The following is a 21,490-nucleotide window of genomic DNA, read 5'->3' as shown; positions in this document are numbered from 1 at the left end:
GGCCTCAGAGCGGTCGCGGGGATTCGTGATCAAAAATTGGGTACCGGTCGGCCGTTGAATCGCCGTTCCCGTCCGGCAGCTCGGATCCCTGGAAGACGGCGGCGTCCAGGCTGAGCCACTCGCCGTCGTCCCGGTCCTCCACCCACCGGGGCGCCCACTCGATCCGGAACGCGTGCCCGAGTTGTACGGCCACGGCGCGGGCGACCTCGGGGATGTCCTCAAGCTCGATCGTCTCGCCGCGCATGGCGAGTTGCGCGTGCAGCTCGCACGCGATGGCGTTCCGCAGGCGGGCGACGTCCGGTGAATCGTTGTCGCTCGCGTCGGGGATCGGCTGAATATTCACAGGCAACACGGTCGGCCCACCGTCGGCGGGTCGTCAATCCCGCGTTGCATATCCCACAGGTACGGCAATCACCTTTCCGATCTTGAGCCGGTCACCCACCTCCGGTCGTCATCCCGGAACAGTCGCGTGCTTTAACGAATCACCACCATTCCACTAGTGACAGTCCACTCCCCATTCACCTATGCTCACCCAGTCAAACCGCCGCCCACCAGCACCTTCTCACCGCGCAATCCGTATTTTTCCGATGCCTGTCCGATGCCTGTCCGTCAATTGTCCGGAGGTTGTCCGTGAGCCACTCGCCCGTTCTCGAACTGTTCGCCGAGGAACTGAAGATCTTCCGCACCGCCGCCGGCATGACACAGACGGAACTCGCCGAGGAAATCTCCTATTCGGGTGCCCTCGTCGGCAAGATCGAAAGTTGCGACCGGCGGCCCAGCGCCGACTTCGCCCGCCGCTGCGACAAGGTGTTCAACACCGGCGGCATCCTGACCCGCATCCAACGCAAGCTCGGCCGGGACTCCCTCGTGGCCTGGTTCCGCGAGTGGGCCGAACTCGAACAGGAGGCCGAGGCGCTGCGCGGCTACGAGCCACTGTTCGTCCCGGGCCTGCTCCAGACCGAGGCGTACGCCCGCACCGTCCTGTCCGGCAGCGGCTTGCTCCGAGCCGAGGCGCTGGAACAACAGGTAACCGCGCGGCTGGAACGGCAGGAACTACTCACCCGCGACCACTCCCCACTACTCACGCTGGTGATGGACGCATCGGTCCTGCGCCGCCCAGTGGGCAGCCCGGAGGTGATGCGCGAACAACTGCGGCACCTGACCAAACTCGGCAGTTCACTCCCCCGCCTGCGGATCCACGTCGTCCCCGAGACGGCCGGGGCCTACGCCGGCCTGAACGGCCCGTTCGTGATGGCCACACCGCCCACCGGGGAGGACATCGTCTACATTGAAGGACAGCTCAACGGGCAGACGTACGACCGGGCCGAGGACGTGAAACGCACCGTCCAGGTGTGGGAGTCGATCCGGGGCGAGGCACTGCCGCACCAGCAGTCGCTGGAGTTGATATCGGAGGTGGCGGAGACATGGACCTGACCGGCGCCAAGTGGCGCAAGAGCACCCGCAGCAACGGCAACGGCGGAAACTGCGTCGAGATCGCCGACAACCTGCCCGCCACCATCTGCGTACGCGACAGCAAGGACCGGCAGGGCCCAGCCCTCACCTTCACCCCCACCGCCTGGCGCTCCTTCCTCCACACCATCACCCACGACTGATTACGTAGTGACAACGGCGCTCATATCGGAGGTGGCCGAGACATGGACCTGACCGGCGCCAAGTGGCGCAAGAGCACCCGCAGCAACGGCAACGGCGGTGACTGCGTCGAGATCGCCGACAACCTGCCCGCCACCATCTGCGTACGCGACAGCAAGGACCGGCAGGGCCCAGCCCTCACCTTCACCCCCACCGCCTGGCGCGCGTTCCTCCACACCATCACCCACGACTGACCCGGCTCTACGGGCCGGCGGTTGTCACCCGATGACCGCCGCCAGGCCGGACAGATCCGCGACCTCGTAGAGCACCGGCACGTCCGGCGGCCGGGCCTGCCCACGACGGTTGATCCAGGCCGCCCGGATCCCGGCCGCATGAGCCCCGCGTACGTCGGCACGCAGCGAGTCCCCGACGTGCACCACCTCGTCCGCGCCCAGCCCCAGCGCGTCGAGCGCCCGGCTGAACATGGCCCCGTCCGGCTTGTACGCCCCCACGTCCTCGCTGGTGACAACGGCGGTGAAGGACAGCCCGTGGAACGCCGTCGCCGCCCGCAGGTCCGCGCTGTCGACGTCGGACACCACGCACACCGGCACCGTGACGCGGGACAGAAACTCACGAGTGCCCGGCCGCAACGGCGGCGTCCGCCAGTACGCGAACTGCGGCGCGCACAACTCGGCCGGGTCACCCGGGTAGCCGACCTCGGTCAGCACCGTTCCGAGGCTCCGCAGCACGCATTCCCGCAGCGGCCGGAACGGCGTACGGTCGGCGACCCGCTCGTACTCCTGGTTCCAGGCCGCCCCCACCTCGCCTGCGGTGACCGGGGTGGCGGCGCCGGCCGCCACCCGGTCCGCGATCTCCGCCACGATGAGGTCGTCGTCCTCCACGACCGTGCCGTAGAAGTCGAGCAGCAGTCCCCTGATCACGACGGGATCCTCTCACCCGCGATCCGGTCAGTGTGCGATGCCGACGAGTTCCTTGGGGTCCTCGGCCTCGGACGGAGCTTCGTCGAAGCTGCCCCCGATTCGGGCGTGGAGCCGACGCAGGGGCCCCGGCGCCCACCAGTTGTAACGGCCCAGCATCGTCATCGTCGCCGGGACCAGGAGCATCCGTACGATCGTCGCGTCGAGCAGCACCGCCAGCACCAGACCGAGCCCGATCGCCCGGATCGGGGTGAACCCGCCGACCAGGAAGCCCGCGAAGACGACGGCGAGGAGCAGCGCCGCTGCCGTCACGATGCGACCGGTCAACTGGATGCCCTCGGCGACCGCCTCGTCCGGTGCCGCACCCGCACGCCACCGCTCCCGGATCCGGGAGAGCAGGAACACCTCGTAGTCGACGGACAGGCCGAACGCGATCGCCGCGACCAGCACCGGGACCGACAGGTTGGTGCCGCCGAGGTCGGGCTGGCCGAGATTGCCGTTCTGGAACACCCACACCACCGCGCCGAGTGCCGCGCCGATGCTCAGCAGGTTGGTGAGTACCGCCTTGATCGGCAGGAGCACCGAACCGGTGAAGAGGAACAGCAGGACCAGGGTGCCGAGCGCGACGAGCCCGGCGGCCCACGGCAGCCGTTCGCCGAGCATCTGCCGGTAGTCCATCAGGGATGCCGCGTCCCCGGCGACGAGAACCTCGACCGGGGAGGCCAGGTCCCGTGCCGCGCGGGCCACCGCTTCCTGGTTCTCCTCGTCGACGTCGGCGTTCAACAGGGTCATGTCGCCGACCGGTACGACCTCCACCTCACGTACGCCGTCCATCCCGGCGATCGACTCTCGCAGCCTGCCGACCTCGACACTGTCCGGAGCCGCGTCGACCATCGCCGACACCGGGTCGGGACGTACCTGGTCGGGATAGTGGCGGGCCGTCTCCTCGTACAGGGCCCGGGTCTGGGTGCTCGCCGGCAACAGCCGGGGATCGCCCAGCGACAGCCGCAGGTCGAGCACGGGAAGCGCGATGACCACCATCACGGCGAGCACGGAGAGCGCGACCGCCGCCGGGCGGCGTTGGACGAAGCGGGCCACCAGCGCGAAGAAGCCCTTGCCTGCCGGCTGCGCCGCACGCGGGGTGATCCGTCTGCCCAGCAGCGCCAGCAGGGCCGGCAGCAGGGTCAGCGCGGCGAGCATGTCGATCACGACGACGGCCACGCCGGCCAGGCCCATCGAACGCAGGAACGGATCCGGGAACACGGTCAGCCCGGCCAGCGCGACCGCGACCGTCAGCCCGGAGAACAACACGGTACGACCGGCGGTGCCTGCCGTACGCAGCACGGCACCGCCGACCTCGGCGTCGACGGCGCGCTCCTCGCGGAACCGGTTGACGATCAGCAGCGCGTAGTCGACGGCGAGGCCGACCGCCAACATCGTCACCACCTGGATCGCGTACACCGAAACGTCGCTGACCTCGCTGAACGCGAACAACACGCCGAACGTGCCGCCGACTCCGGCGACCGCGACGAGCAGCGGCAGACCGGCCGCGAGCAAACCCCCGAAAACCAACAGAAGCAGCAGGAGTACGACCGGCGTGCTGAGAATCTCGGCTCGTGCGACGTCACGGGCCGCCTGGCTGCTGAACTCGTTCGCGGTGAGCGAGCCACCGGCGACAGTGACGGTGCTGCCCGGAAGGTCACCGTCGAGTGCGTGGATGCGGTGGGCGGCCTGTTCGGCAACCGCGTCGGCGGGGTCGTCGGCGTCCGGCGTGCCGGGCTGTGTCGTACCGGGAGCGAGCGTGATGCTGAAGATCAGCGCCTGCCCCGTTTCCGGTGACGGCACCGCCGGGGCCACCGAGTCGACACCGGGCATCGCACGTACGTCGTCGGCGGCCCGGTCGATCGCGGCCCGCACGTCGGGGCTGTTCGCGTCGACACCGGCCACGATCGCGGTCAGGCGCTGCGGTTCCGGGGCCACGGTCTCGCGCAGTTCCAGGACCCGGTCGGATTCGCTGCCCGGTACGACACCGACGGTGCCGACCAGACGTTCGAAGACGCCGATGCCGACGGTGAAACCGGCGACGACGACGGCCACCCAGATCACCAACACGATGACCGGGCGGCGTACGGAGAAGCGGGCGAGTGAGCTCGTCATGCCGTCGATCCTTCGCGGACGGCGCAGAAAGCGGATCGCCGTACGGAGTGGATCCGTCCTCACTCCCCGGAGCGAGGAACGACCAGACCCGACTCGTACGCGAGGACGACCGCCTGCACCCGGTCGCGCAGGTTGAGCTTGCTCAGGACATTGCTGACGTGGGTCTTGACGGTGTGTTCGGTGACGTGGAACTCGGAGGCGATCTCCGCGTTGGACAGCCCCCGGGCGACGGCCCGCAGCATCTCCGACTCGCGTACGGTCAGCGTCGCCAGCCGTCCGGCGCCCGGTGGCGGGCCGGACGGGGCGGAGCGCGCGACCACGTCGGCGATGAGTCGCCGGGTGACCGACGGGGCGAGCAGCGCCTCACCCGTTGCCACGACCCGCACCGCGTTGACGAGTTCGTCGCGGCGCATGTCCTTGAGCAGGAAGCCGCTCGCGCCCGCGCGCAGCGCGTCGTAGACGTACTCGTCCAGGTCGAAGGTGGTCAGCACGAGGACCTTGGCGTCCGAGGCCGCACAGATCCTGGCCGTGGCGGCGATGCCGTCCAGGCGGGGCATCCGGACGTCCATCAGCACCACGTCCGGGGCCAACGCGGCGGTGGCCTCGACCGCCTCGACCCCGTCGGCCGCCTCCCCGACGACGGTGATGTCCGGCTGGGCGTCGAGGATGAGGGCGAATCCGCCCCGTACGAGTTCCTGGTCGTCGACGACCAGGACCCGGATCTGGTCAGCCATCGACGTTCGCGGCGGTCACTGCCTGCTCCATGACGGGCAGCCTGGCGGCGACCCGAAAGCCGTTGCCGTCTCCGGCAGGCCCGGCCGAGAGGGTCCCGCCACAGGCCGCGACCCGTTCCCGCATGCCGATCAGGCCGTGGCCGCCGGAGGGCATCCGACCGGGGCCACCACGCCCGCCGCGGCCCCGCCCGTCGTCGCGGATCTCCAGGTCGAGGCCGTCCTCCTCCCACCGCAGTCGCACGTCGATCCGGCTCGCGTGGGCATGCTTGACCGCGTTCGTCAGCGACTCCTGCACCACCCGGTAGACGGCCACGGCAACGTCCGGGGCGATCGGCCGGCGGTGTCCCCGCTCGGTCAACGTCGTCGGCATTCCCGTGCCACGCGCCTGCGCCACCAGTGACTCCAGCCCGTCGAGCCCCGGCTGTGGTGTGCGGGAGGCGGGTTCGGAGCGCAGCACCCCCAACGTGCGCCGGAGTTGGGTGAGTGCGTCACGGCCCGCGTCGGCGATCGCGTCGAAGATCGTCACCGCCCGCGCCGGGTTGCTGCGCACCACCACCGGCCCGGCCTCGGCCTGGACCACCATGAGGTTGACCGAGTGGGCGAGGATGTCGTGCATGTCCCGGGCGATCCGTTCCCGCTCCCGCGACGCGGCCTCGGCATAGTCGGCGGCGAGCGTCCGGGCCCGCGCCTCCAGGGTCTCGATCAACCCCCGGCGCGACCGGGCGATCGCGCCGAGCGCGTAAGCCCCGCCGAAGATGAGAATGGTGCTCCCGATCGGCAGGACGTTCGTCTTCTCGGCGAGCGCGAACGCGATCCCGGCGATCGTCCCGGCGATGGCCACGGCACGCACGACCGGCCCGCTCAGTGAGGCGACCGTGTAGGTCGCCACCAACTGTCCGTAGGGTACCTCGTGGACCATTCCCAGCCGGGTGATCGCGATGGTGGCGAGCCCGGTGACGATCAGAACGAGGAGCGGCGAGCGCCGACGCCACACCAGTGGCAGTGACGCGAGCGAGGCAAGGCTGTAGGAGGTGATGTCGCCGTCGTGCGAATTCGGCCCGGCGATCGCCGCCAGATAGCAGCCCAGTGCGATGAACGTGTCGATCGCCAGGGTGGGTAGGGCTTGCACGGCAGCGACACCCCGGTTGGCCAGATCCCTCCACACGCCGCCAGTATCCGCCGCCGGCCGCTCCCGGCGCCTCCCTCTCAGGAGCGATCCCTACCTGGTCGAGGCGATCATGCCGTCCCTTTGACCAGCTCTGCGCGGCGCTGTCCTTCCGGTAGGGCGGGCGCGGGTCGGATGAGTCGTTCGCCGAACGCCAGCACCAGGGCGACGACGCCGAGGAGGGCGCCGAGCAGCACCGTACTGCGGACGCCGTGGCCCGGCAGAGCGAGGCCGCCGACGAAGGCGCCAGCGGTGATGCCGACGTTGACCGCGGCGGAGACCGTGGCGGCGGCGAGGTCGGAGCGCCCGGGCGCCACCTGCAGCACGAGACCGCCGAGGGCCGCGGTGAAGGCGGCGAACGCCAGTCCGGCCAGCGCGATCAGGCCGACGGAGACCGATGGCCGGTGGCCGAAGGCGTACAGGCCGAGCAGTGCCGCCGATTGCAGCGCGACGGTCGCGACCAGGGCGAGCCACGGGTTGCGGTCCAGTACCGCGCCGATGGCGAGGATGCCCAGCACGCTGGCGACGCCACGCGCCAACAAAATGGCCCCGACCGACGAGGCAGGGAATCCGCTGACCTCGGTGACGAAGAGGGCGACATAGGTGTACGCGGCGATGGCGCCGGCGGTCGCCAGGACGGCCACCGCCACCAGCAGCCAGAATCGGCGGACGTCGGGCGTCGCACCCCGGGCGGCATGTCCCTCCTCCGGCCTCGTCGAGGGCAGCAGTGTGGCGACCGCGACGAGCACGACCGCGCCGAGCCCGGCCACCGCCAGGAACGAGGCCCGCCACCCGGTGCGCTCGCCCAGCCAGGTGCCCGCGGGCACCCCCAGAGCCAACGCGACAGTGCCGCCGGCGAATACGACCGCGACCACCCGCCCGCGCAGTGCGGGTCGGAACAGCTCGGCCGCGGCCGGCACCACCACCGCCCAGAACAGCGCGTGGGTCACCGCAGTGACCATCCTGGCCGCCAGTAGCAACGTGAAGGTGCTCGCGAGCACCGTGATGGCGTTGCTGACGACGAAACCGACCAGGAGCGCCGACAGCAACCGTCGGCGCGGGACCCGGCGGACCAGCGCCGTCAACGGGACCGAGGCGACCATCACCACCGCGCCGTACGCGGTGACGAGCATGCCCACCTGCGACGGTGGGACGGCCAGGTCCACCGCCATCGGAAGCAGCAGCCCGATCGGCATCGCCTCGGCGGTGGTGTAGAGGAACGTCCCCCCGGACAAGCCGATCAGCGCTCCCACTGCCCGCCCGCGTCCCATGAGGCCCTCCCGTCGTTACCAGCTAAATTACTTATGGTGGAAACATGCTAGCGACACGCTTCGATGCAGGTCAACTGGTAAAGTCGGTTTCGATGGAAACACTTGCGGGCGTTACGCGGATGCGCCTGGTCGGCGGCAACCTCGCCCTGGACTTCGTCAACACCCGTGCCGGTCCGCCCGTCGGGCCCCCGGACGACGACGTATTGACCGGCTACCCCGAACTGGTCGCCTGGGGCGCGTACGCGGGCGCGCTCACCGAGCCGGAGACGGAGACGCTGCGCCGGCTGTCCAACGACGACCCCGGTGGCGCTCACGCCGCCCTCACGCGATCACTGCGCAGCCGCGACGATCTCGACGAGGTGTTCCGGGCGGTGGCCGCCGGCCGAAGCCCGAGCACGGCCGTACTCGCCCGGCTGCGAGACGACGAGGCGGACGCGCTCGGTCACGCACGGCTCGATCGAGGAAGCACGTACGGATGGACCTGGCGGGACGACCGGACGCTTGCCCGGCCGCTGCGGCCGGTGGTGCACGCGGCGGTCCAGCTGCTCACCACGGGCGCACTGGACCGGATCAAGGGATGCGGAGGCTGTCGCTTCCTCTTCAACGACGAGAGCAAGAACCGCAGTCGCCGCTGGTGCAGCATGGACGACTGTGGAACCTCCGAGAAGATCCGCCGGTACGTCGCCGCGCGACGCACCCGCTCGACGGGCTGAGCAGAGCCCTTCCTCCCCGGCTCCGCGGTCTCGCAAGCTGGAGTGCTAGCCGGCGAGCAGACGGTCCAGTGGCCGGGGGATGTCATCCGGTTCGAGGGCGTTGACGAGCGCCCTGCCATAGCGGGCCTTGCGACCACTGGTCGTGCCCATGAAGCGGCGCAGTTGCCGTTCGATCGTCCGCTCGCGCTGCGCGGGCTGGTTCTGGAAGAGCCGGAATCTGGCCAGATCGTGTTCGGCCTCGAAGACACGTTCGACGCCTTCGGTGCCGAGCGCCCGGATCAGCTCCTCCTCCAGGTCGGCGACGCAGACGTAGAAGCCGAGTGATTCCATAGTGGATCGGTCCAGGACGGTGCCGTAGCCGGCCTGCTCCAGCCCGCGCCGGTAGTAGCCCTCCTCGGCCTCGTCGCAGAGCCCGCGTACGTCGATGTCGAGCCCCAGCGCGGCGAAGATCCGCAGGAACCGGCCGACGCTCATCGCGCCACCCATCGACAGCACGCAGATGCCCTCGGCGGCCAGGTCGCGGTTGCGTCGGGCGGCCAGCGCCTCCACCGCGCTCCGGTCGCTGACCCCTTCGACGAGTACGACCGTCGCGAGGCCGTCGCCGGCCAGCTCACGGGCGGTCGTGGCGGCGGCTGCGGAGTCCGTACCGCCGGCCGCCCAGGTGGTGACGGCGGCTCGAAAACGCTCCGACTCCCGCACGGATCAGAGTGTCGCAACGGCCGCTCCGGACCGGCAACCGGATTGTGGACGGGGTGGCCCTGTGCCGTCGTTGTCACGCCCAGATGGCGAAGGCCGCGACCAGGAACCTCCGCGCCGCCCGTCACGCTCACCTCCCACGTCGGCGGGGTCGTCGCGGTTCACCACTCGACCCTCCCACCCGATGTCAAGGTAGGTTGACAGAGCGGGGCCCGTCAACCTACCTTGACAACGTGGACGACAACCAGGGACTCACCAAGGCGGCCGGCGCCGCCGACCCCGCCACCGGCCTGCGGGCCGTCGCCGCGCTCCGGAAGCTGGTCGAGCAGTTGGAGACGCTCCAGGTGCGCAACGCCCGGACGCACGGTTGGGCCTGGCAGGCGATCGCCGACGCGCTCGGCGTCACCCGGCAGGCCGTCCACCAGAAGCACGCACATCGGACGCGGGACGAGGAGCGTTAGCCATGTTCGAACGGTTCAGCAGGAACGCGCGCCGGGTCATCACCGGCGGTGTCGAGATCGCCGCCGAAGACGGCGCGGCCAAGGCCGGACCGGAGCACCTGCTGCTCGGGCTCGCCACCGACGAGCAGAGCCTCGGAGCCCGCGTCCTGGCCGAATACGGCGTCACCGCGGCCGTACTGCGGGCCGCCGCCACGGTGCCACCGGGCCGGGCCGGACTGACCGACGCCGAGATCACCGCCCTGCGTGCCGTCGGGGTCGACGCGGAGGAGGTGTTCCGCCTGGTCGAGGAGGCGTTCGGCCCGGACGCGTGGGACGGGGCGGACCAGCCCCAGCCGCCCCGCCGCCGAGGCCATTTCGGCGTACCCGTCGACCAGCAGGCCAAGAAGGTGATCGAACTGGGCCTCCGGGAGGCGGTCGTCCTGCGACACCGGGAGATCAACTCCGGTCACCTGCTCCTGGCACTGTTGAAGCACGGTGTGACCGGGCCGATGTCCACGGTGCTCACCGAGCACGGCGTGACGTACGACGACGCCAGGCGACGCGTACTCCTCGCGCAGTACGAGGCGGCGTAACGAAGGGACGGGGTGCTACGGACGCGGCGGGAGGCGGTACACCGAGACGTGGGAACGCGACTCGTCGGTGAACTCGCCGCCGGCCCAGTCCCCGTGCCTGGTCTCCAGCTCGAACCCGGCCAGCTCGGCCATCAGGTCGAGTTCCGACGGCCAGATGTAGCGGTGCGGCGAGCGGGTCAGCCGCGCCTGTCGGGTGTCGTCGAACGTGAAGTGGTGCGACACCACCTGCTGACGCAGAACGTCGTACGTGTCCAGGCCGATGTAGCCGGGCTCCGAATGCCAGACCATCGCCGGTGCACCCGGTGGGAGTTTGCGCAGCTCGGGCACCCAGAGCTCGATCACGAACCGGCCGCCGGGGCTGAGGTGCCGGGCGGCGTTGCGGAAACAGGCGACCTGTTCGGCCTGGGTGAGCAGGTTGGAGATGGTGTTGTAGACCAGGTAGACGAGGGTGTACCTCCCCGGGGCGACGGTGGTCGCCATGTCGCCGACGATCACCGGGATCGCCGCCTCGTCCGCCTTCGTCCGCAGTTGTTCGATCATCGGGGATGACAGTTCGATCCCGGTGACGGACACTCCCCGCTCCGCGAGCGGTACGGCCACCCGCCCGGTTCCGATGGCGAACTCTAGCGCCTTTCCGTCGCCGGCCAGCTCGGCCAGGCGGTCCACGGTCGGCCCCAGGACGTCGGGTGCGAACATGCCGGTGCCCGGTGTGTCATAACGACCGGCGGCTTCGACGTCCCAGATCTCGTCCTGGCGCATGTCACCAACAATCGCGACGGATCTACCGGGTGTCCAACCATTTTGCCACCCAACGGGGCTACAGCGGGTCTTCCCGGCCCAACTCCCAGAAGGCGACGGCGGCGGCAGCGGCCACGTTCAACGAGTCCACGCCACGGCGCATCGGGATGGAGACCTTCACGTCGCTGGCGGCCTGGGCCGCCGCCGTGAGGCCGGGACCCTCCGCGCCCAGCAGCAGCGCCGCCCGCTCCCGCTGTGCCGGGGTGAGGCGTTGCATCGGTACGGCGTCCGCGGCCGGCGTCATCGCGAGCACGGTGAAGCCCGCCTCCCGTACCTGGTTCAGCCCCTCCGGCCAGCGCTCGAACTTGGCGTACGGCACCGCGAAGACCTCGCCCATACTGACCCGTACGCTCCGCCGGTACAGCGGGTCGGCACAGGTCGGTGACAGGAGCACGGCGTCGATCCCGAGGGCCGCCGCTCCCCGGTAGATGGCACCCAGGTTGGTGTGGTTGTTGACGTCTTCCAGGACCACCACCCGGCGGGCCGCGGCGAGGACCTCGGCCGGGGTCGGCAGCACCCGCCGGTGGAACGAGGCGAGTACGCCCCGGTGCACGTGGAACCCGGTCGCCCGTTCCAGCACGTCCGGGGTGGCGGCGTAGACCGGCGCGTCCCCGGTGTCCAGATCCCCGAGCTGGTCCACCCGCTTCGCGTCCACCAGGAACGAGCGCGGCGGGTAGCCGGCCCGCAGCGCCCGGCGCAGGACCAGTTCACCTTCGGCGATGAAAAGCCCGTGCGGCGGTTCCCACCGGGTGCGCAACTCGACATCGGTCAGCGCCCGGTAGTCGGCGATTCGCTCGTCGTCGGGGTTGGTGATCTCGTGGACAGGCACGCGCCGATTCTCGCCGTACCCATGGGTCGGTCTCCTGGCGGGGTGCGGGCGGGCCGACCGCGACGGTGACCGACCGCGGCCGGGCCGGGCGACCGGCGACCCGCCGGTCAGGGGGCGATCCTCAACCGGTCTATCAGGTCGTCGCGCAGGCCGAACCTATCTACGATCAGTCCGGCAACACCATGGTCGTGGCGTTCCCGACCAAGGACAGCCTGCTCGATCGAAACGAGGCGATGGGCTACAGCTACGACGAGGCCGCCGCCCTGGTCCAGTCCGCCGACGAGCTGAGCATCGATGATGCACCTAACCTTCCAGTCGATGTACCAGACGAAGTGGGCCAACAGCGCCGTCTCGTTCACCGTCAACGTCCGGCCCGGCCTGGACCAGGAGGAGGTAGCCGAGACGATCAAACGCTGGCTACCGCAGCTCAAGGGGACGACGACCATGGTGGACGGCTCGCGCGAGCAGGCGCCGATGGAGCGGATCAACCGGGACCGCTACCTGGCGGAGAGCGCGGTGCTCGTTGCCGATGGCGTGGACGAGGACTGCGCGAACGGGGCCTGCCCGGTGCGATAGACCCCAAGTGGAAGGGCTCCCGGCTTTCGCGCCAGGAGCCCTTCTTCCGTCTTCCGGTCCATCGCGAAGTGGCCAGAGAGGGTACGTTTTCGGTGTGCTCGCACTCACGCTCGAAGAGATCGCCGCCATCGTCGGCGGGACGATCCACGACGCCCCTGATGCCCTTGTTGCTGTTGTGGCACCCGTGATGCACGACTCCCGACAGGTGGAGCCTGGCGGCATGTTCGTGGCGCTCCCCGGTGCACGCGTGGACGGCCACCACTTCGTGAACGGCGCGATAGAGGCGGGCGCTGTCGCTGTCCTTGCCGGGCGCCCCGTGGGCGTGCCGGCCGTCGTGGTTTCGAACGTGGTTGAGGCATACGGCCGGCTCGCCCGAGGGGTGATCGACCGGTTGAACGCCGTGGTCGTCGGGGTGACCGGCAGCGTGGGTAAGACGAGCACCAAGGACATCCTGGGCCAGGTGCTCGGGACGTTCGGGGACACCGTCACCAACCGGGCCTCGAACAACAACGAGCTGGGGTTGCCGTACACGGTCACCAGGGCGACGGCCGAGACCCGGCATCTCGTGTTGGAGATGGGCGCCCGAGGGATCGGGCACGTCCGGTACCTGACCGAGATCGCGCCTCCTCGGGTGGGCGTGGTGACCAAGATCGGGTCCGCGCACCTGGGCGAGTTCGGTTCGGTCGACAACATCGTGACTGCCAAGGGCGAGCTGATCGAAGCACTGCCCGAGGACGGGCTTGCGGTTCTGAACGCGGACGATCCCCGAGTGCTGGGCATGGCCGACCGGACCAAGGCCCGAGTCTTGACCTTCGGCTTGGATGCAGGGGCGGACGTGCGAGCCGAAGACGTGGCCTCAGATGAGGACGGACGCCCCACGTTCCAGCTCGTCTTCGGCGGCGACCGGGCCGAGGTTCGGCTACGGCTGTACGGGGCGCACCAGCTAGCTAACGCCCTCGCTGCGGCAACGGTGGCGGTCGGGCTGGGCCATCGGGTCGGCGCGGTAGCGGAGGCGCTGTCACGGGCCGAGGCGCTGTCGCCGGGGCGGATGCAGGTGACCGTACGGCCCGATGGGATCACGGTCATCAACGACGCCTACAACGCCAGCCCGGACGCCATGCGAGCGGCACTGCGGGCACTGGCCGACATGACCGCCCGCGATGGCCGGCGCGCGGTCGCGGTGCTCGGCGAAATGGCCGAGCTGGGCGACGAGGCCCCGCAGACCCACCGGGAGATCGGGGAACGGGTCGCGGGCATCGGGGCCGGCTGGCTGGTGGCGATCGGCGGGGATGGCGCGGACCAGTACGCGGCTGGCGCGTCGACCGGGAACACGGTCGTGGATCGGGTGCCGGATGCGTCGGCCGCGCTCGGGAAGCTGCGCGCGGGACTCCGGTCAGGAGATGTCGTGCTGGTGAAAGCGGCAAACGCCGCCGGGCTCCAGGCGCTCGCGCACCAGTTGACGGAGCCCGGCGGCGTGCCGGCGGCCTAGTGGGGGCTAGGCCGACTGCGCAGCCGCCTTTCGGGCGGCGAGCTGATCGATGATGACCTCACCGTAGGTGGTGACGTCTCCGGTGCCCATGGTCAGCACCACGTCACCGACCTTGGCGGCCTGATTGATGATGTATGCGACGTGCCCGGCGCCCAGCGGCAGGGCGTAGCGGTCGTCGTCCAGGTGGGCGGCGATCTGCGCGGTGTCGGCGGTCGGGCCTGCGGTCGGCAGGGTGCCGTGCACGTCGAGCAGCATGACGAGGTCGGCATTCTGATTCAGGATCTCGGCCATCTGAGTGCCGAAGGCGGCCACGCGGGCGTGGCCGGACGGCTGGAAGACGCCGAAGAGCTGACCGGCGGTGAGGGTCGCTGGTGCCTGCGGGGACGTTGTCCATGGTCCATTGGTGGACGTGGCTGAAGCTGGCGAAGCCGGCTCCCCCGCCCACGACGAGCAGGATCAGGATCAGCACCGCGCTCTCGGCGCGCTCACTGCGGCTCATCGGGCACCCACCAGGGCCTCGCTGCGGCACGGGATGCACCGGCTGACGAGCTGGCCAACGTGACCCGGCCTCTGGCACCGGTCACCACCGGCAGGCGGCGGGAGCGCAGCTCCTCGGCGCTCGGTGTTCTTGCTCGAGCGCGGCGGGTAGCCGGCCCGCAGCGCCCGACGCAGGACCAGTTCACCTTCGGCGATGAAAAGCCCGTGCGGCGGCTTCCACCGGGTGCGCAACTCGACATCGGTGAGCGCCCGGTAGTCGGCGATCCGCTCGTCGTCGGGGTTGGTGATCTCGTGGACAGGCACACGCCGATTCTCGCCGTACCCATGGGTCGGTTTCCTGGCGGGGTGCGGGCGGGCCGACCGCGACGGTGCCCGACCGCGGCCGGGCCGGGTGACCGGCGAACCGCCGGTCAGGGGGCGATCCTCAACCGGTCGATCAGGTCGTCGCGCAGGCCGAACCGGAACCCGAGGTCGACCACGTTGCCCGGGAAGTTGCCTTCGAGTCGGGCGGTGACCAGGTACTCGTCCACCCCGGCCGGCTCGGCGCCGAGGATCTCGACGGTGTACTCGTACGCGGTGGCGACCTCATCGCGCCACTGGCGGATCTCGGCCAGACCCCGCCAGGTCCTGCCCTCGTCGACCACGACGGCGTCCTCGGTGAAACAGGCCACGAGCGCGTCCGGGTCGTCGCCGTCGGTGGCCTCGAAGTACCCGGTGACGACGTGGGGAACCGGTACGGACATGTGCTCTCTCCTCATCATCGGCTGCGCTGGCGCACACACGCTATACCCAACACTATAGCGGCGATTCAGGGGAGGGCGGGCCGACCCGACGGGCACCCTCGCGCACACGTTTTAGCAGCTCATCATGCCTGACACGGCCGCAAAACGGACATGGAACGTCGCGATCTGTACAGACGGCTTCCGATCCACCGCACACCGGGCGTTGGCTGTGGCCGGGGTCAATCGACCGAAGCCCCCGCCGTCGAAGGGAATCACCATGGCAGCTCCGACCATCACCAGTGCCACCCTGAACAAGAGTTCCTACTCCCGGGGCGAAACCATGATCCTTACCGTGGTGGGTACCGACGCCGACGAGGAGCTGATCGAGATCACCCTGTCCGTACGGAGCGGGGCTTCCGGCGCCAGTTCCGTACCGGTCGTGGTGCCCGTCGTCCTGGACGAGTTGCAGGCGGTCGCCACCGACTCGGAGGCGCGCACCTGGACCCAGGTCGCCCGTACGGGCGCCACCTTCGTCCTCACCAGCGTCGCCTGATGGCCAGCGTCACCGTACGGCTACGGAACAGGGCATCGGGTGTACTTTCCGCACCGGTCACCGTGCCATACCAGATCGGGATCACCCACGGCCAACAGATCACCCGGACCAACATCGGCCCGACCGGCCAACTGGTCGCCACGGGCCCCGTCGTCACCACCCGTGACGGCCAGGTGTTCGAGAACCTCGACATCGCCGGCTTCCTCGACGTACGCCACGACGTGACGCTGCACAACTGCCAGATCGTCGGTGACCTCGACCTGGGCAACGCCGGCTACACCATCAAGCACCAGCGGGACCTGGCCCGGAAGCTGACCCTGCGCAACTGCCGGATCATCACCCGGTCCCCCAACACGAAGGGACTGGTGTCCTGGGGCAACGGCCAGACCGACGCGGCCGACACGCTCTTCCTCGGCGGGACGGACAACGTCTACCTCAAGCCCGGCACCGCACCCGCGAACGGTTTCGCACACACCTTCACCCGCTGCTGGTTCGGTGACGTGCAGCGGCATCCGGGCAGCCACTCCGACTGCTTCCAGGTCGACGGCGGCGCAGGCGGGGTGCTGATCGACCGCTGCTCGATCAACAGCTTCAGCCTGCAGAGCGGCGAGGACCCGACGACCGCCCAGGCCTCGGTCGACTCACGGGCGTCCGGCGGGCTCATCCTGACGTACCAGTCGAGCAGCCCGGACCAGATCCGGCGGGTACACCTGATCGACTCCTATCTCGACGGCGGCAACTACACGCTCGACACGGCCCCGCCGGACGGGCCGGACCCGACCGACGTACTGCTCACCGGCAACACCTTCGGGCTGCACCACACGTACGGGCCGATTCACACCGCACCGGGACAGACCAGGCGCGACAACACGTGGGCGGTGTCGGGAGTGACAACCACCGGCCGGGCGGTGATGGCCGGCCAGCCGGTGGAGTAGTCGATGGCTCCCGGCCGGGCCGCCGGTCAACGGGACGAACCGGCGCCCACCGGTACCCCGGCCTCCGATTCGCGGGGAGCGCCGAGGGTGCGGTCGAACAGGGCGAGCAGGGCGGCGACGCCGGTCGCGGTGATGATCAGCCAACCGATGGCGTGGATGCCGCCGTCGGACGGCCGCTCGCCGAAGGTGAGACCGATGACCCCGGAGGAGACGATCGCCCCGAGATAGATCGCGGTACGCGACAGCCCGGACGCGACCCCGAACTGGTCCGACGGCGCCTGCCGGTAGAGCGCGGCCTGGTTCGCCACCGAGGCCAGCCCCTGGGGTACGCCGAACAGCGCGGCGACGAAAAGCAGCAGCCAGACCGGTGAGTTCGAGGTGAGGGTGACGAGGAGCAGCCCGCCCAGACACGGCAGCAGGCCGGCGAGGACGAGCGGGCGGCGCAGTGCGGTGGACCGGGCGATCGAGAGCGAGGCGAGACCGGCGAGGATCGCGGTGGGCAGTTGCAGGAACCCGGCGACGTCGCTGCCGAACCCGGCGGAGCCCTGGAGCCACTGGCTGAATCCGTACGTCATCGAGTAGGCGGAGAAATAGACCAGGAACAGCCGGGCGTAGGTCCGGCTCAACGGCCCGTTGCGGGCGAGCATCCGCAGGTCGAGGAACGGCTTCGGCCGGCGCAGTTCCCAGTACGCGAGCAGCCCGGCGAACACGACCGCGACGGCGAACAGCCACCAGTGCCCCGAGGCGAGGTCGAGCAGGAAGACGAGCAGGGCGGCGATGGTGGTGGCGAAGAGCAGGATGCCGACCGGGTCGATCGCGGTCAGCGGTGATCCGGTCCGGGGCACTGTGGGACGGGTCCGGTCCGACGGCAGCCAGAACACGGTCATGGCCATGGCCAGGAGCGTCAGCGGCACGTTGACCAGGAAGATCGCCCGCCAGTCGAGTACCTCGATCAGCACCCCGCCGAGTACCGGACCGATCGCGCCGGTGGTCAGGCTCGCGATGGAGATCGCCGAGAGCAGTGCCGGCGGGGTTTCCACCCCGAGCCGGTCGGACCGGTCCCGGATGAGCGACATGGCCGACGGGTACGCCGCGGAGGTCCCGATGCCGATCAGCACCCGGGCGGTCACGACCCCGGCGAAGTGCGCGTCGAGGATCGGCAGCACCCCGCCGGCCAGGACGAACACCAGACCGATGAGGTAGATCTTCCTGGGGCCGAACAGGTCGGCGAGCTTGCCCATGGTGGGCTGGGCGATGGCGCTGGCCAGGTAGAGGCCGGCGACGAGCCAGATCACCACCGACGAGGTGACGCCGAGGTCACGGGCGATCGGCACCAACGCCACCGAGATCATGGTGGTGTTGATCGGGTTGAGTACCGGCCCGATCAGGACCGGGGCGATGAACCGGGGGCTGAAGCCCGCCTGGCGCAGGTTCACCCGGACTGCCCCGCGACCCGTTCCAGCAGGACGAGTGATTCGAGGACGACCAGCCGCTCCGGCTCGGTGAGCTGGGACTCGATCAACGCGGCGAGGTCCCGGTCGCGTTGCTCGGCGATGCTGGCGAGGGTCCGTACCCCGGCGTCGGTGAGGGAGACGAGTTCCCGCCGGCCGTCGGTGGGATCGGGGCTCTTCGTCACCAGGCCGCCGACGAGCAGCTCCGCGACCGTGGTGCCCATGGACTGGGGCCGGATCTGCTCCCACCGGGCCAGCTCGGCGGTGCTGAGCGGCCCCTTGCGCCGCAGCCAGCTCAGTACGGACTCGTGCCGGCGCGGCATCCCGTCGAGGGTACGACGATTGCGCACCGTACGCCGCAGCCGGTCGATGTTGAGCCGCAACTCCTGGGCGAGCCACAGGGGGTCGGGTGCCTCGGTGGTGGTCACCTGACCAAGGTAGTAAGTTTTCCTTGCAAGTTAACCTTCTGAGATCTTTCCCTCACCAGGAACCGGACACCCGAGTACGCAGCGCAGGTATGAAACAGGTCCGGGCGGGTAGGCCGCGCCTACCGCATCGGCCCAGTTGAGGTGACCATGAACCTGTCCCATCTCCCGCTGCGCGTCGCTCTCGGCGCGTACATCCTGAACTCCGGAATCTCCAAGTGGACCTTGGAAGGACAGGCGGCCGAGGGCCTGCACGGCATGGCGGTCGGTGCCGTGCCCCCGCTCAAACGGTTCGATCCCGGCGCCTTCGCCCGACTGCTCGCCGGCACCGAGATCGCCCTCGGCACCGCCCTCCTGCTGCCGGTCATCCCCTCCGCGCTGGTGGGTGCGGGGCTGGTCGGGCTCGGCGGCGGCCTGATGCGGCTCTACTGGGTGACCCCCGGTCTGCGCCGACCGAACGACGTCCGGCCGACCGAACAGGGCACCGGGATCGCCAAGGACTCCTGGCTGCTCGGGGCCGGCCTGACCATGATCCTCGACGACGTGGTCCACCGTGGGCACCGGATGCGCCGCCGGCGACGGTGAACCGGCCGGACAGCCGTGCCCCCGGTCGGGAGACCGGGGGCACGGCTTGCGCTTTCCGCTGTCGGTGCGGTCGCCGCAGCCGAGGACGATTCCGCCGACATCGAGCTACGGGACGATGTCCGCCCCGCTCACCCCGGCGCCCGCCGACGGTGGGCTGGAGGACGCGGATCCGGCCGAGTAGCTGTACGGCGGCGGCGCGACACTGCCGTCGGCGCGCAGCCAGTCCTCGATCGTCTTGCCGCTGTCGTTGGCCCGCGTGATCGTGGCCGGGTCGTAGAAGTTGCTGCTGGTCCAGGTGAGCCGGGCGTTGCCGAAGTCCTGGGTGATGGTCTTCGCACCGACGACGTAGTTGCTCTCGGCGTAGATCCGGCCCTCGACGCCGAGCCCGATGAAGTAGTCGTCGACGCTGACGTAGTTGGCGTACACATGGGCGTAGCCGAAGCGCACCCTCGGATGGCGGGTGTTGGATCCGTCGAACCAGTTGTGGTGGTAGGTGACACGCAGGTAGCCGGTGTCCTGGGCGCCGTTGCTGTCGCTGTGCCCGAGCAGCATCGACTTGTCCGTGCCGACGTACCGGTTGTAGGAGACGGTGGTGAGGTCCGACCCGCGCTTGACGTCCACCGAGCCGTCGTTGGCCGGGTAGAAGGTATTGTGGTCGATCCACACGTGGTGCGAGTAGCACTGCACGTTCACCGAGTCGTCGGCGGAGTTCCGGAAGGACAGATTCCGGATGATCACGTTCTGTACGCGGGTGAAGCTGTCCTTCTCCGCCGGGTCGCAGAGGTCACCGCCCCACGCCACCTCCTCCGGTCCCCAGCCGTTGACGTCGAGCCCGAAACCGCTGATCGTGGCGGTCGACCCGATCCCGATGATGGTCTTGTTCGAGCCGACATCGAGCATCGCGTCACCGCTACCGGTGATCGTGCCGGAGACCCGTACGATCCTCGGCACGTCGTCGGCCACGGCAGCCGCCAACTGGGCGTAGTTGCCGACCGTCACCGTGGCACCGCCGGTCCCGCCGTTCGTCCCGGTACGCCCGTACCCGCTCAGGGTGGCGAAGCCGACCAGGCCGTTCGCGTTGCCCGGCGGGCCGGTGGGCGGCGCTGTCGGGGTCGTGGTGGGTGTGGGAGTCGGCGTGGTGGGTGTGATTGTGGGCGTGCCCGGACCGGTCGGTGTGGCGGTCGGCCGGGTGGGCGTGGGGGTCGGGGTGGTCGGTGGAGTGGTGCCACCGGTGGTGACCAGGACGTCGTCGAAGGACGCGGACGCGTACGAGGTCTGCAGGCCGATCCGACCGGCCGCCGACACGGAACTTACGCCCGAGGCGAACTGTGCCCCGTCGATCGACCCGGTGACGGTCGAGCCGGTGGTGGTGATCGACAGCGTGTACCAGGTCCCGTTCGAGACGGCACGCGACGAACTGCCGAGCACACCGACCGAGCTTCCCTGGACCGCCTGCAACTCGACCCGGCCGGGCAGCAGGGCCAGCCGGTAGAAGACGGTGGCACCGGCGGCCCGCGACAGCAGGCCGACGTAGCCGTTCGAGCCGAGGCTGACCGGCTTGACCCTGGCCTGGACCGTGTAGTCGGTCAGCGTGGTGGAGGCGTTGAACAGTCGGGCGTTCTCCGTGTCGGTCTTGGACTGGCGGGCGACCCGCGAGCCGTCGTCGACCACCGCCCAGGTACCGCCGGACTTGGACCAGCCGCCGATGCTGCCGTCCTCGAATCCCGCGCTGAAGACGGTCGCGGCGCTGGCCACCGGCGCGAAGAGCACCGCACCGGCGGTGATCACCGCGACCGCGCCGGCTATGAGCGGCCAGGTGGAACGTAACTTCGGGCGCGTGGGGACGCGTACGCCCATGATGGACCTCCCTGAGGGGTACCGGGCTCCGTACGCAGGTGTGTGGGGGCGGAGTGCCGGTAGGCGGAGAAGGGAGGAAAGCGCTTTCCTGATCAGGATAGTAACGATGCCGCTCAAGCACGTCAATGTCTCGGCGCCCGCGTCGGCCGTGCGCCGACCGGCCGCCCATGATCAGTGTTGGGATCGAGATCCGGTTCCGGAAAAAGGTGATAAAAGTAGCGGATGGGTATCGTCTCGCCGGGCTTTCAGGGTCGGCCTCGGTCGTCGGAGCCGGCGTTGCCGCCGGGGCAGTATCTGACCGAGGATTTTCCGGTGTTGTCGGCGGGTCCGACGCCGAGGGTGTCGTTGGATACGTGGGAGTTCGCGGTGACGACGGAGGCGGGTGCGGAGCGTCGGTGGTCGTGGGCGGAGTTGTTGGCGTTGCCGCAGGAGTCGCCGATGGTGGATATCCACTGTGTGACGCGGTGGTCGAAGT

The 21,490-nt window shown here is 69.8% G+C and carries 26 protein-coding genes and 1 pseudogene; 12 read left to right on the top strand and 15 right to left on the bottom strand.

What is annotated here, in order from left to right; genetic code table 11:
* Positions 1–4 precede the first annotated feature (4 nt).
* Positions 5–343: a hypothetical protein gene (locus tag ACWEFB_RS35850; protein ID WP_452292706.1), complete on the bottom strand. Its 339-nt coding sequence runs from the start codon at positions 341–343 to the stop codon at positions 5–7.
* 287 nt (positions 344–630) lie between these two features.
* Between ACWEFB_RS35850 and ACWEFB_RS35845 the strand changes: the two genes are divergently transcribed.
* The 3 genes from ACWEFB_RS35845 to ACWEFB_RS35835 are packed head-to-tail and all read left to right on the top strand — an operon-like array spanning position 631 to position 1,844.
* Positions 631–1,434 carry a helix-turn-helix domain-containing protein gene (locus ACWEFB_RS35845; protein WP_452292705.1) on the top strand — a complete coding sequence of 268 codons (804 nt, stop codon included), beginning with the start codon at positions 631–633 and terminating at the stop codon, positions 1,432–1,434.
* Positions 1,425–1,613, top strand: coding sequence for a DUF397 domain-containing protein (locus tag ACWEFB_RS35840; RefSeq protein ID WP_452292704.1), 189 nt, complete (start codon positions 1,425–1,427; stop codon positions 1,611–1,613). Before ACWEFB_RS35845 ends, ACWEFB_RS35840 begins: the two co-directional genes overlap by 10 nt.
* A gap of 42 nt (positions 1,614–1,655) precedes the next feature.
* Complete coding sequence (locus ACWEFB_RS35835; RefSeq protein WP_452292702.1) at positions 1,656–1,844, top strand: DUF397 domain-containing protein; 189 nt, start codon at positions 1,656–1,658, stop codon at positions 1,842–1,844.
* Between the two features lie 24 nt (positions 1,845–1,868).
* On the opposite strand, the gene ACWEFB_RS35830 is transcribed toward ACWEFB_RS35835, so the two are convergent.
* The 5 genes from ACWEFB_RS35830 to ACWEFB_RS35810 form a co-directional block, all read right to left on the bottom strand.
* The gene (locus ACWEFB_RS35830; protein ID WP_452292700.1) at positions 1,869–2,531 is read right to left on the bottom strand and encodes an HAD family hydrolase; all 663 of its coding nucleotides are present in this window, start codon (positions 2,529–2,531) and stop codon (positions 1,869–1,871) included.
* 27 nt (positions 2,532–2,558) lie between these two features.
* Positions 2,559–4,685 carry an MMPL family transporter gene (locus tag ACWEFB_RS35825; RefSeq protein WP_452292698.1) on the bottom strand — a complete coding sequence of 709 codons (2,127 nt, stop codon included), beginning with the start codon at positions 4,683–4,685 and terminating at the stop codon, positions 2,559–2,561.
* Positions 4,686–4,744: 59 nt separating this feature from the next.
* Positions 4,745–5,419, bottom strand: coding sequence for a response regulator (locus ACWEFB_RS35820; RefSeq protein ID WP_452292696.1), 675 nt, complete (start codon positions 5,417–5,419; stop codon positions 4,745–4,747).
* Positions 5,412–6,584 carry a sensor histidine kinase gene (locus ACWEFB_RS35815; protein WP_452292694.1) on the bottom strand — a complete coding sequence of 391 codons (1,173 nt, stop codon included), beginning with the start codon at positions 6,582–6,584 and terminating at the stop codon, positions 5,412–5,414. The genes ACWEFB_RS35820 and ACWEFB_RS35815 overlap by 8 nt, the downstream gene beginning before the upstream one ends.
* Positions 6,585–6,655: 71 nt before the next feature.
* The gene (locus tag ACWEFB_RS35810) at positions 6,656–7,855 is read right to left on the bottom strand and encodes an MFS transporter (RefSeq protein WP_452292692.1); all 1,200 of its coding nucleotides are present in this window, start codon (positions 7,853–7,855) and stop codon (positions 6,656–6,658) included.
* A gap of 92 nt (positions 7,856–7,947) precedes the next feature.
* Here ACWEFB_RS35810 and ACWEFB_RS35805 point away from each other — a divergent pair, with 92 nt between their 5' ends.
* Positions 7,948–8,568 (top strand): CGNR zinc finger domain-containing protein, encoded by a 621-nt coding sequence (locus ACWEFB_RS35805; protein WP_452292690.1) that lies wholly within the window; start codon positions 7,948–7,950, stop codon positions 8,566–8,568.
* A gap of 45 nt (positions 8,569–8,613) precedes the next feature.
* Here ACWEFB_RS35805 and ACWEFB_RS35800 read toward each other — a convergent pair whose 3' ends face one another.
* A complete protein-coding gene (locus tag ACWEFB_RS35800) occupies positions 8,614–9,267 on the bottom strand; it encodes a TOPRIM nucleotidyl transferase/hydrolase domain-containing protein (protein WP_452292688.1) in 654 nt (217 codons plus the stop codon).
* 230 nt (positions 9,268–9,497) lie between these two features.
* Between ACWEFB_RS35800 and ACWEFB_RS35795 the strand changes: the two genes are divergently transcribed.
* Both ACWEFB_RS35795 and ACWEFB_RS35790 read left to right on the top strand, forming a co-directional pair.
* Positions 9,498–9,725 (top strand): hypothetical protein, encoded by a 228-nt coding sequence (locus ACWEFB_RS35795; protein WP_326557055.1) that lies wholly within the window; start codon positions 9,498–9,500, stop codon positions 9,723–9,725.
* Between the two features lie 2 nt (positions 9,726–9,727).
* Entirely contained in the window at positions 9,728–10,297 is a 570-nt protein-coding gene (locus tag ACWEFB_RS35790) for a Clp protease N-terminal domain-containing protein (protein WP_452292686.1), read from the top strand.
* A gap of 15 nt (positions 10,298–10,312) precedes the next feature.
* Here ACWEFB_RS35790 and ACWEFB_RS35785 read toward each other — a convergent pair whose 3' ends face one another.
* Complete coding sequence (locus tag ACWEFB_RS35785; protein ID WP_452292684.1) at positions 10,313–11,056, bottom strand: class I SAM-dependent methyltransferase; 744 nt, start codon at positions 11,054–11,056, stop codon at positions 10,313–10,315.
* 58 nt (positions 11,057–11,114) lie between these two features.
* Positions 11,115–11,924: a TrmH family RNA methyltransferase gene (locus ACWEFB_RS35780; RefSeq protein WP_452292682.1), complete on the bottom strand. Its 810-nt coding sequence runs from the start codon at positions 11,922–11,924 to the stop codon at positions 11,115–11,117.
* Between the two features lie 318 nt (positions 11,925–12,242).
* Here ACWEFB_RS35780 and ACWEFB_RS35775 point away from each other — a divergent pair, with 318 nt between their 5' ends.
* Positions 12,243–12,500: a hypothetical protein gene (locus tag ACWEFB_RS35775; RefSeq protein WP_452292680.1), complete on the top strand. Its 258-nt coding sequence runs from the start codon at positions 12,243–12,245 to the stop codon at positions 12,498–12,500.
* A gap of 94 nt (positions 12,501–12,594) precedes the next feature.
* Complete coding sequence (locus ACWEFB_RS35770; RefSeq protein WP_452292678.1) at positions 12,595–13,989, top strand: UDP-N-acetylmuramoyl-tripeptide--D-alanyl-D-alanine ligase; 1,395 nt, start codon at positions 12,595–12,597, stop codon at positions 13,987–13,989.
* A gap of 6 nt (positions 13,990–13,995) precedes the next feature.
* Here ACWEFB_RS35770 and ACWEFB_RS35765 read toward each other — a convergent pair whose 3' ends face one another.
* From ACWEFB_RS35765 to ACWEFB_RS35755, 3 genes and pseudogenes are all read right to left on the bottom strand, one after another.
* Positions 13,996–14,280, bottom strand: coding sequence for a hypothetical protein (locus ACWEFB_RS35765; RefSeq protein ID WP_452292676.1), 285 nt, complete (start codon positions 14,278–14,280; stop codon positions 13,996–13,998).
* Between the two features lie 342 nt (positions 14,281–14,622).
* Positions 14,623–14,901: pseudogene (locus ACWEFB_RS35760) on the bottom strand (TrmH family RNA methyltransferase); the annotation flags it as partial.
* Positions 14,898–15,230 carry a nuclear transport factor 2 family protein gene (locus tag ACWEFB_RS35755; RefSeq protein ID WP_452292674.1) on the bottom strand — a complete coding sequence of 111 codons (333 nt, stop codon included), beginning with the start codon at positions 15,228–15,230 and terminating at the stop codon, positions 14,898–14,900. The gene ACWEFB_RS35755 and the pseudogene ACWEFB_RS35760, both read right to left, overlap by 4 nt.
* 256 nt (positions 15,231–15,486) lie before the next feature.
* Between ACWEFB_RS35755 and ACWEFB_RS35750 the strand changes: the two genes are divergently transcribed.
* Both ACWEFB_RS35750 and ACWEFB_RS35745 read left to right on the top strand, forming a co-directional pair.
* Positions 15,487–15,762, top strand: a complete 276-nt coding sequence (locus ACWEFB_RS35750) for a hypothetical protein (RefSeq protein ID WP_452292672.1) — start codon at positions 15,487–15,489, stop codon at positions 15,760–15,762.
* Complete coding sequence (locus ACWEFB_RS35745) at positions 15,762–16,697, top strand: hypothetical protein (RefSeq protein ID WP_452292670.1); 936 nt, start codon at positions 15,762–15,764, stop codon at positions 16,695–16,697. The genes ACWEFB_RS35750 and ACWEFB_RS35745 overlap by 1 nt, the downstream gene beginning before the upstream one ends.
* 26 nt (positions 16,698–16,723) lie before the next feature.
* On the opposite strand, the gene ACWEFB_RS35740 is transcribed toward ACWEFB_RS35745, so the two are convergent.
* Both ACWEFB_RS35740 and ACWEFB_RS35735 read right to left on the bottom strand, forming a co-directional pair.
* Positions 16,724–18,133: an MFS transporter gene (locus ACWEFB_RS35740; protein ID WP_452292668.1), complete on the bottom strand. Its 1,410-nt coding sequence runs from the start codon at positions 18,131–18,133 to the stop codon at positions 16,724–16,726.
* Positions 18,130–18,576 (bottom strand): MarR family winged helix-turn-helix transcriptional regulator, encoded by a 447-nt coding sequence (locus ACWEFB_RS35735; RefSeq protein ID WP_326557048.1) that lies wholly within the window; start codon positions 18,574–18,576, stop codon positions 18,130–18,132. Before ACWEFB_RS35735 ends, ACWEFB_RS35740 begins: the two co-directional genes overlap by 4 nt.
* A 147-nt stretch (positions 18,577–18,723) precedes the next feature.
* Between ACWEFB_RS35735 and ACWEFB_RS35730 the strand changes: the two genes are divergently transcribed.
* Positions 18,724–19,158: a hypothetical protein gene (locus tag ACWEFB_RS35730; protein WP_452292666.1), complete on the top strand. Its 435-nt coding sequence runs from the start codon at positions 18,724–18,726 to the stop codon at positions 19,156–19,158.
* A gap of 105 nt (positions 19,159–19,263) precedes the next feature.
* Here ACWEFB_RS35730 and ACWEFB_RS35725 read toward each other — a convergent pair whose 3' ends face one another.
* Positions 19,264–21,015: a pectate lyase family protein gene (locus tag ACWEFB_RS35725; protein ID WP_452292664.1), complete on the bottom strand. Its 1,752-nt coding sequence runs from the start codon at positions 21,013–21,015 to the stop codon at positions 19,264–19,266.
* A 222-nt stretch (positions 21,016–21,237) separates the two neighbouring features.
* Between ACWEFB_RS35725 and ACWEFB_RS35720 the strand changes: the two genes are divergently transcribed.
* The coding region (locus ACWEFB_RS35720) for a molybdopterin-dependent oxidoreductase (protein WP_452292662.1) at positions 21,238–21,490 on the top strand (253 nt) is incomplete at its 3' end.

This window comes from Micromonospora sp. NPDC004704 (assembly GCF_053601675.1).
This window is presented reverse-complemented; position numbering and strand designations above follow the sequence as displayed.

Coding starts and splice junctions, on each gene's coding strand:
- ACWEFB_RS35825 (WP_452292698.1), bottom strand. CDS start 4,685: ATGACGAGCTCACTCGCCCGCTTCTCCGTACGCCGCCCGGTCATCGTG.
- ACWEFB_RS35810 (WP_452292692.1), bottom strand. CDS start 7,855: ATGGGACGCGGGCGGGCAGTGGGAGCGCTGATCGGCTTGTCCGGGGGG.
- ACWEFB_RS35840 (WP_452292704.1), top strand. CDS start 1,425: ATGGACCTGACCGGCGCCAAGTGGCGCAAGAGCACCCGCAGCAACGGC.
- ACWEFB_RS35745 (WP_452292670.1), top strand. CDS start 15,762: ATGGCCAGCGTCACCGTACGGCTACGGAACAGGGCATCGGGTGTACTT.
- ACWEFB_RS35820 (WP_452292696.1), bottom strand. CDS start 5,419: ATGGCTGACCAGATCCGGGTCCTGGTCGTCGACGACCAGGAACTCGTA.
- ACWEFB_RS35835 (WP_452292702.1), top strand. CDS start 1,656: ATGGACCTGACCGGCGCCAAGTGGCGCAAGAGCACCCGCAGCAACGGC.
- ACWEFB_RS35790 (WP_452292686.1), top strand. CDS start 9,728: ATGTTCGAACGGTTCAGCAGGAACGCGCGCCGGGTCATCACCGGCGGT.
- ACWEFB_RS35805 (WP_452292690.1), top strand. CDS start 7,948: ATGGAAACACTTGCGGGCGTTACGCGGATGCGCCTGGTCGGCGGCAAC.
- ACWEFB_RS35775 (WP_452292680.1), top strand. CDS start 12,243: ATGTACCAGACGAAGTGGGCCAACAGCGCCGTCTCGTTCACCGTCAAC.
- ACWEFB_RS35755 (WP_452292674.1), bottom strand. CDS start 15,230: ATGTCCGTACCGGTTCCCCACGTCGTCACCGGGTACTTCGAGGCCACC.
- ACWEFB_RS35750 (WP_452292672.1), top strand. CDS start 15,487: ATGGCAGCTCCGACCATCACCAGTGCCACCCTGAACAAGAGTTCCTAC.
- ACWEFB_RS35765 (WP_452292676.1), bottom strand. CDS start 14,280: ATGGCCGAGATCCTGAATCAGAATGCCGACCTCGTCATGCTGCTCGAC.
- ACWEFB_RS35730 (WP_452292666.1), top strand. CDS start 18,724: ATGAACCTGTCCCATCTCCCGCTGCGCGTCGCTCTCGGCGCGTACATC.
- ACWEFB_RS35785 (WP_452292684.1), bottom strand. CDS start 11,056: ATGCGCCAGGACGAGATCTGGGACGTCGAAGCCGCCGGTCGTTATGAC.
- ACWEFB_RS35725 (WP_452292664.1), bottom strand. CDS start 21,015: ATGGGCGTACGCGTCCCCACGCGCCCGAAGTTACGTTCCACCTGGCCG.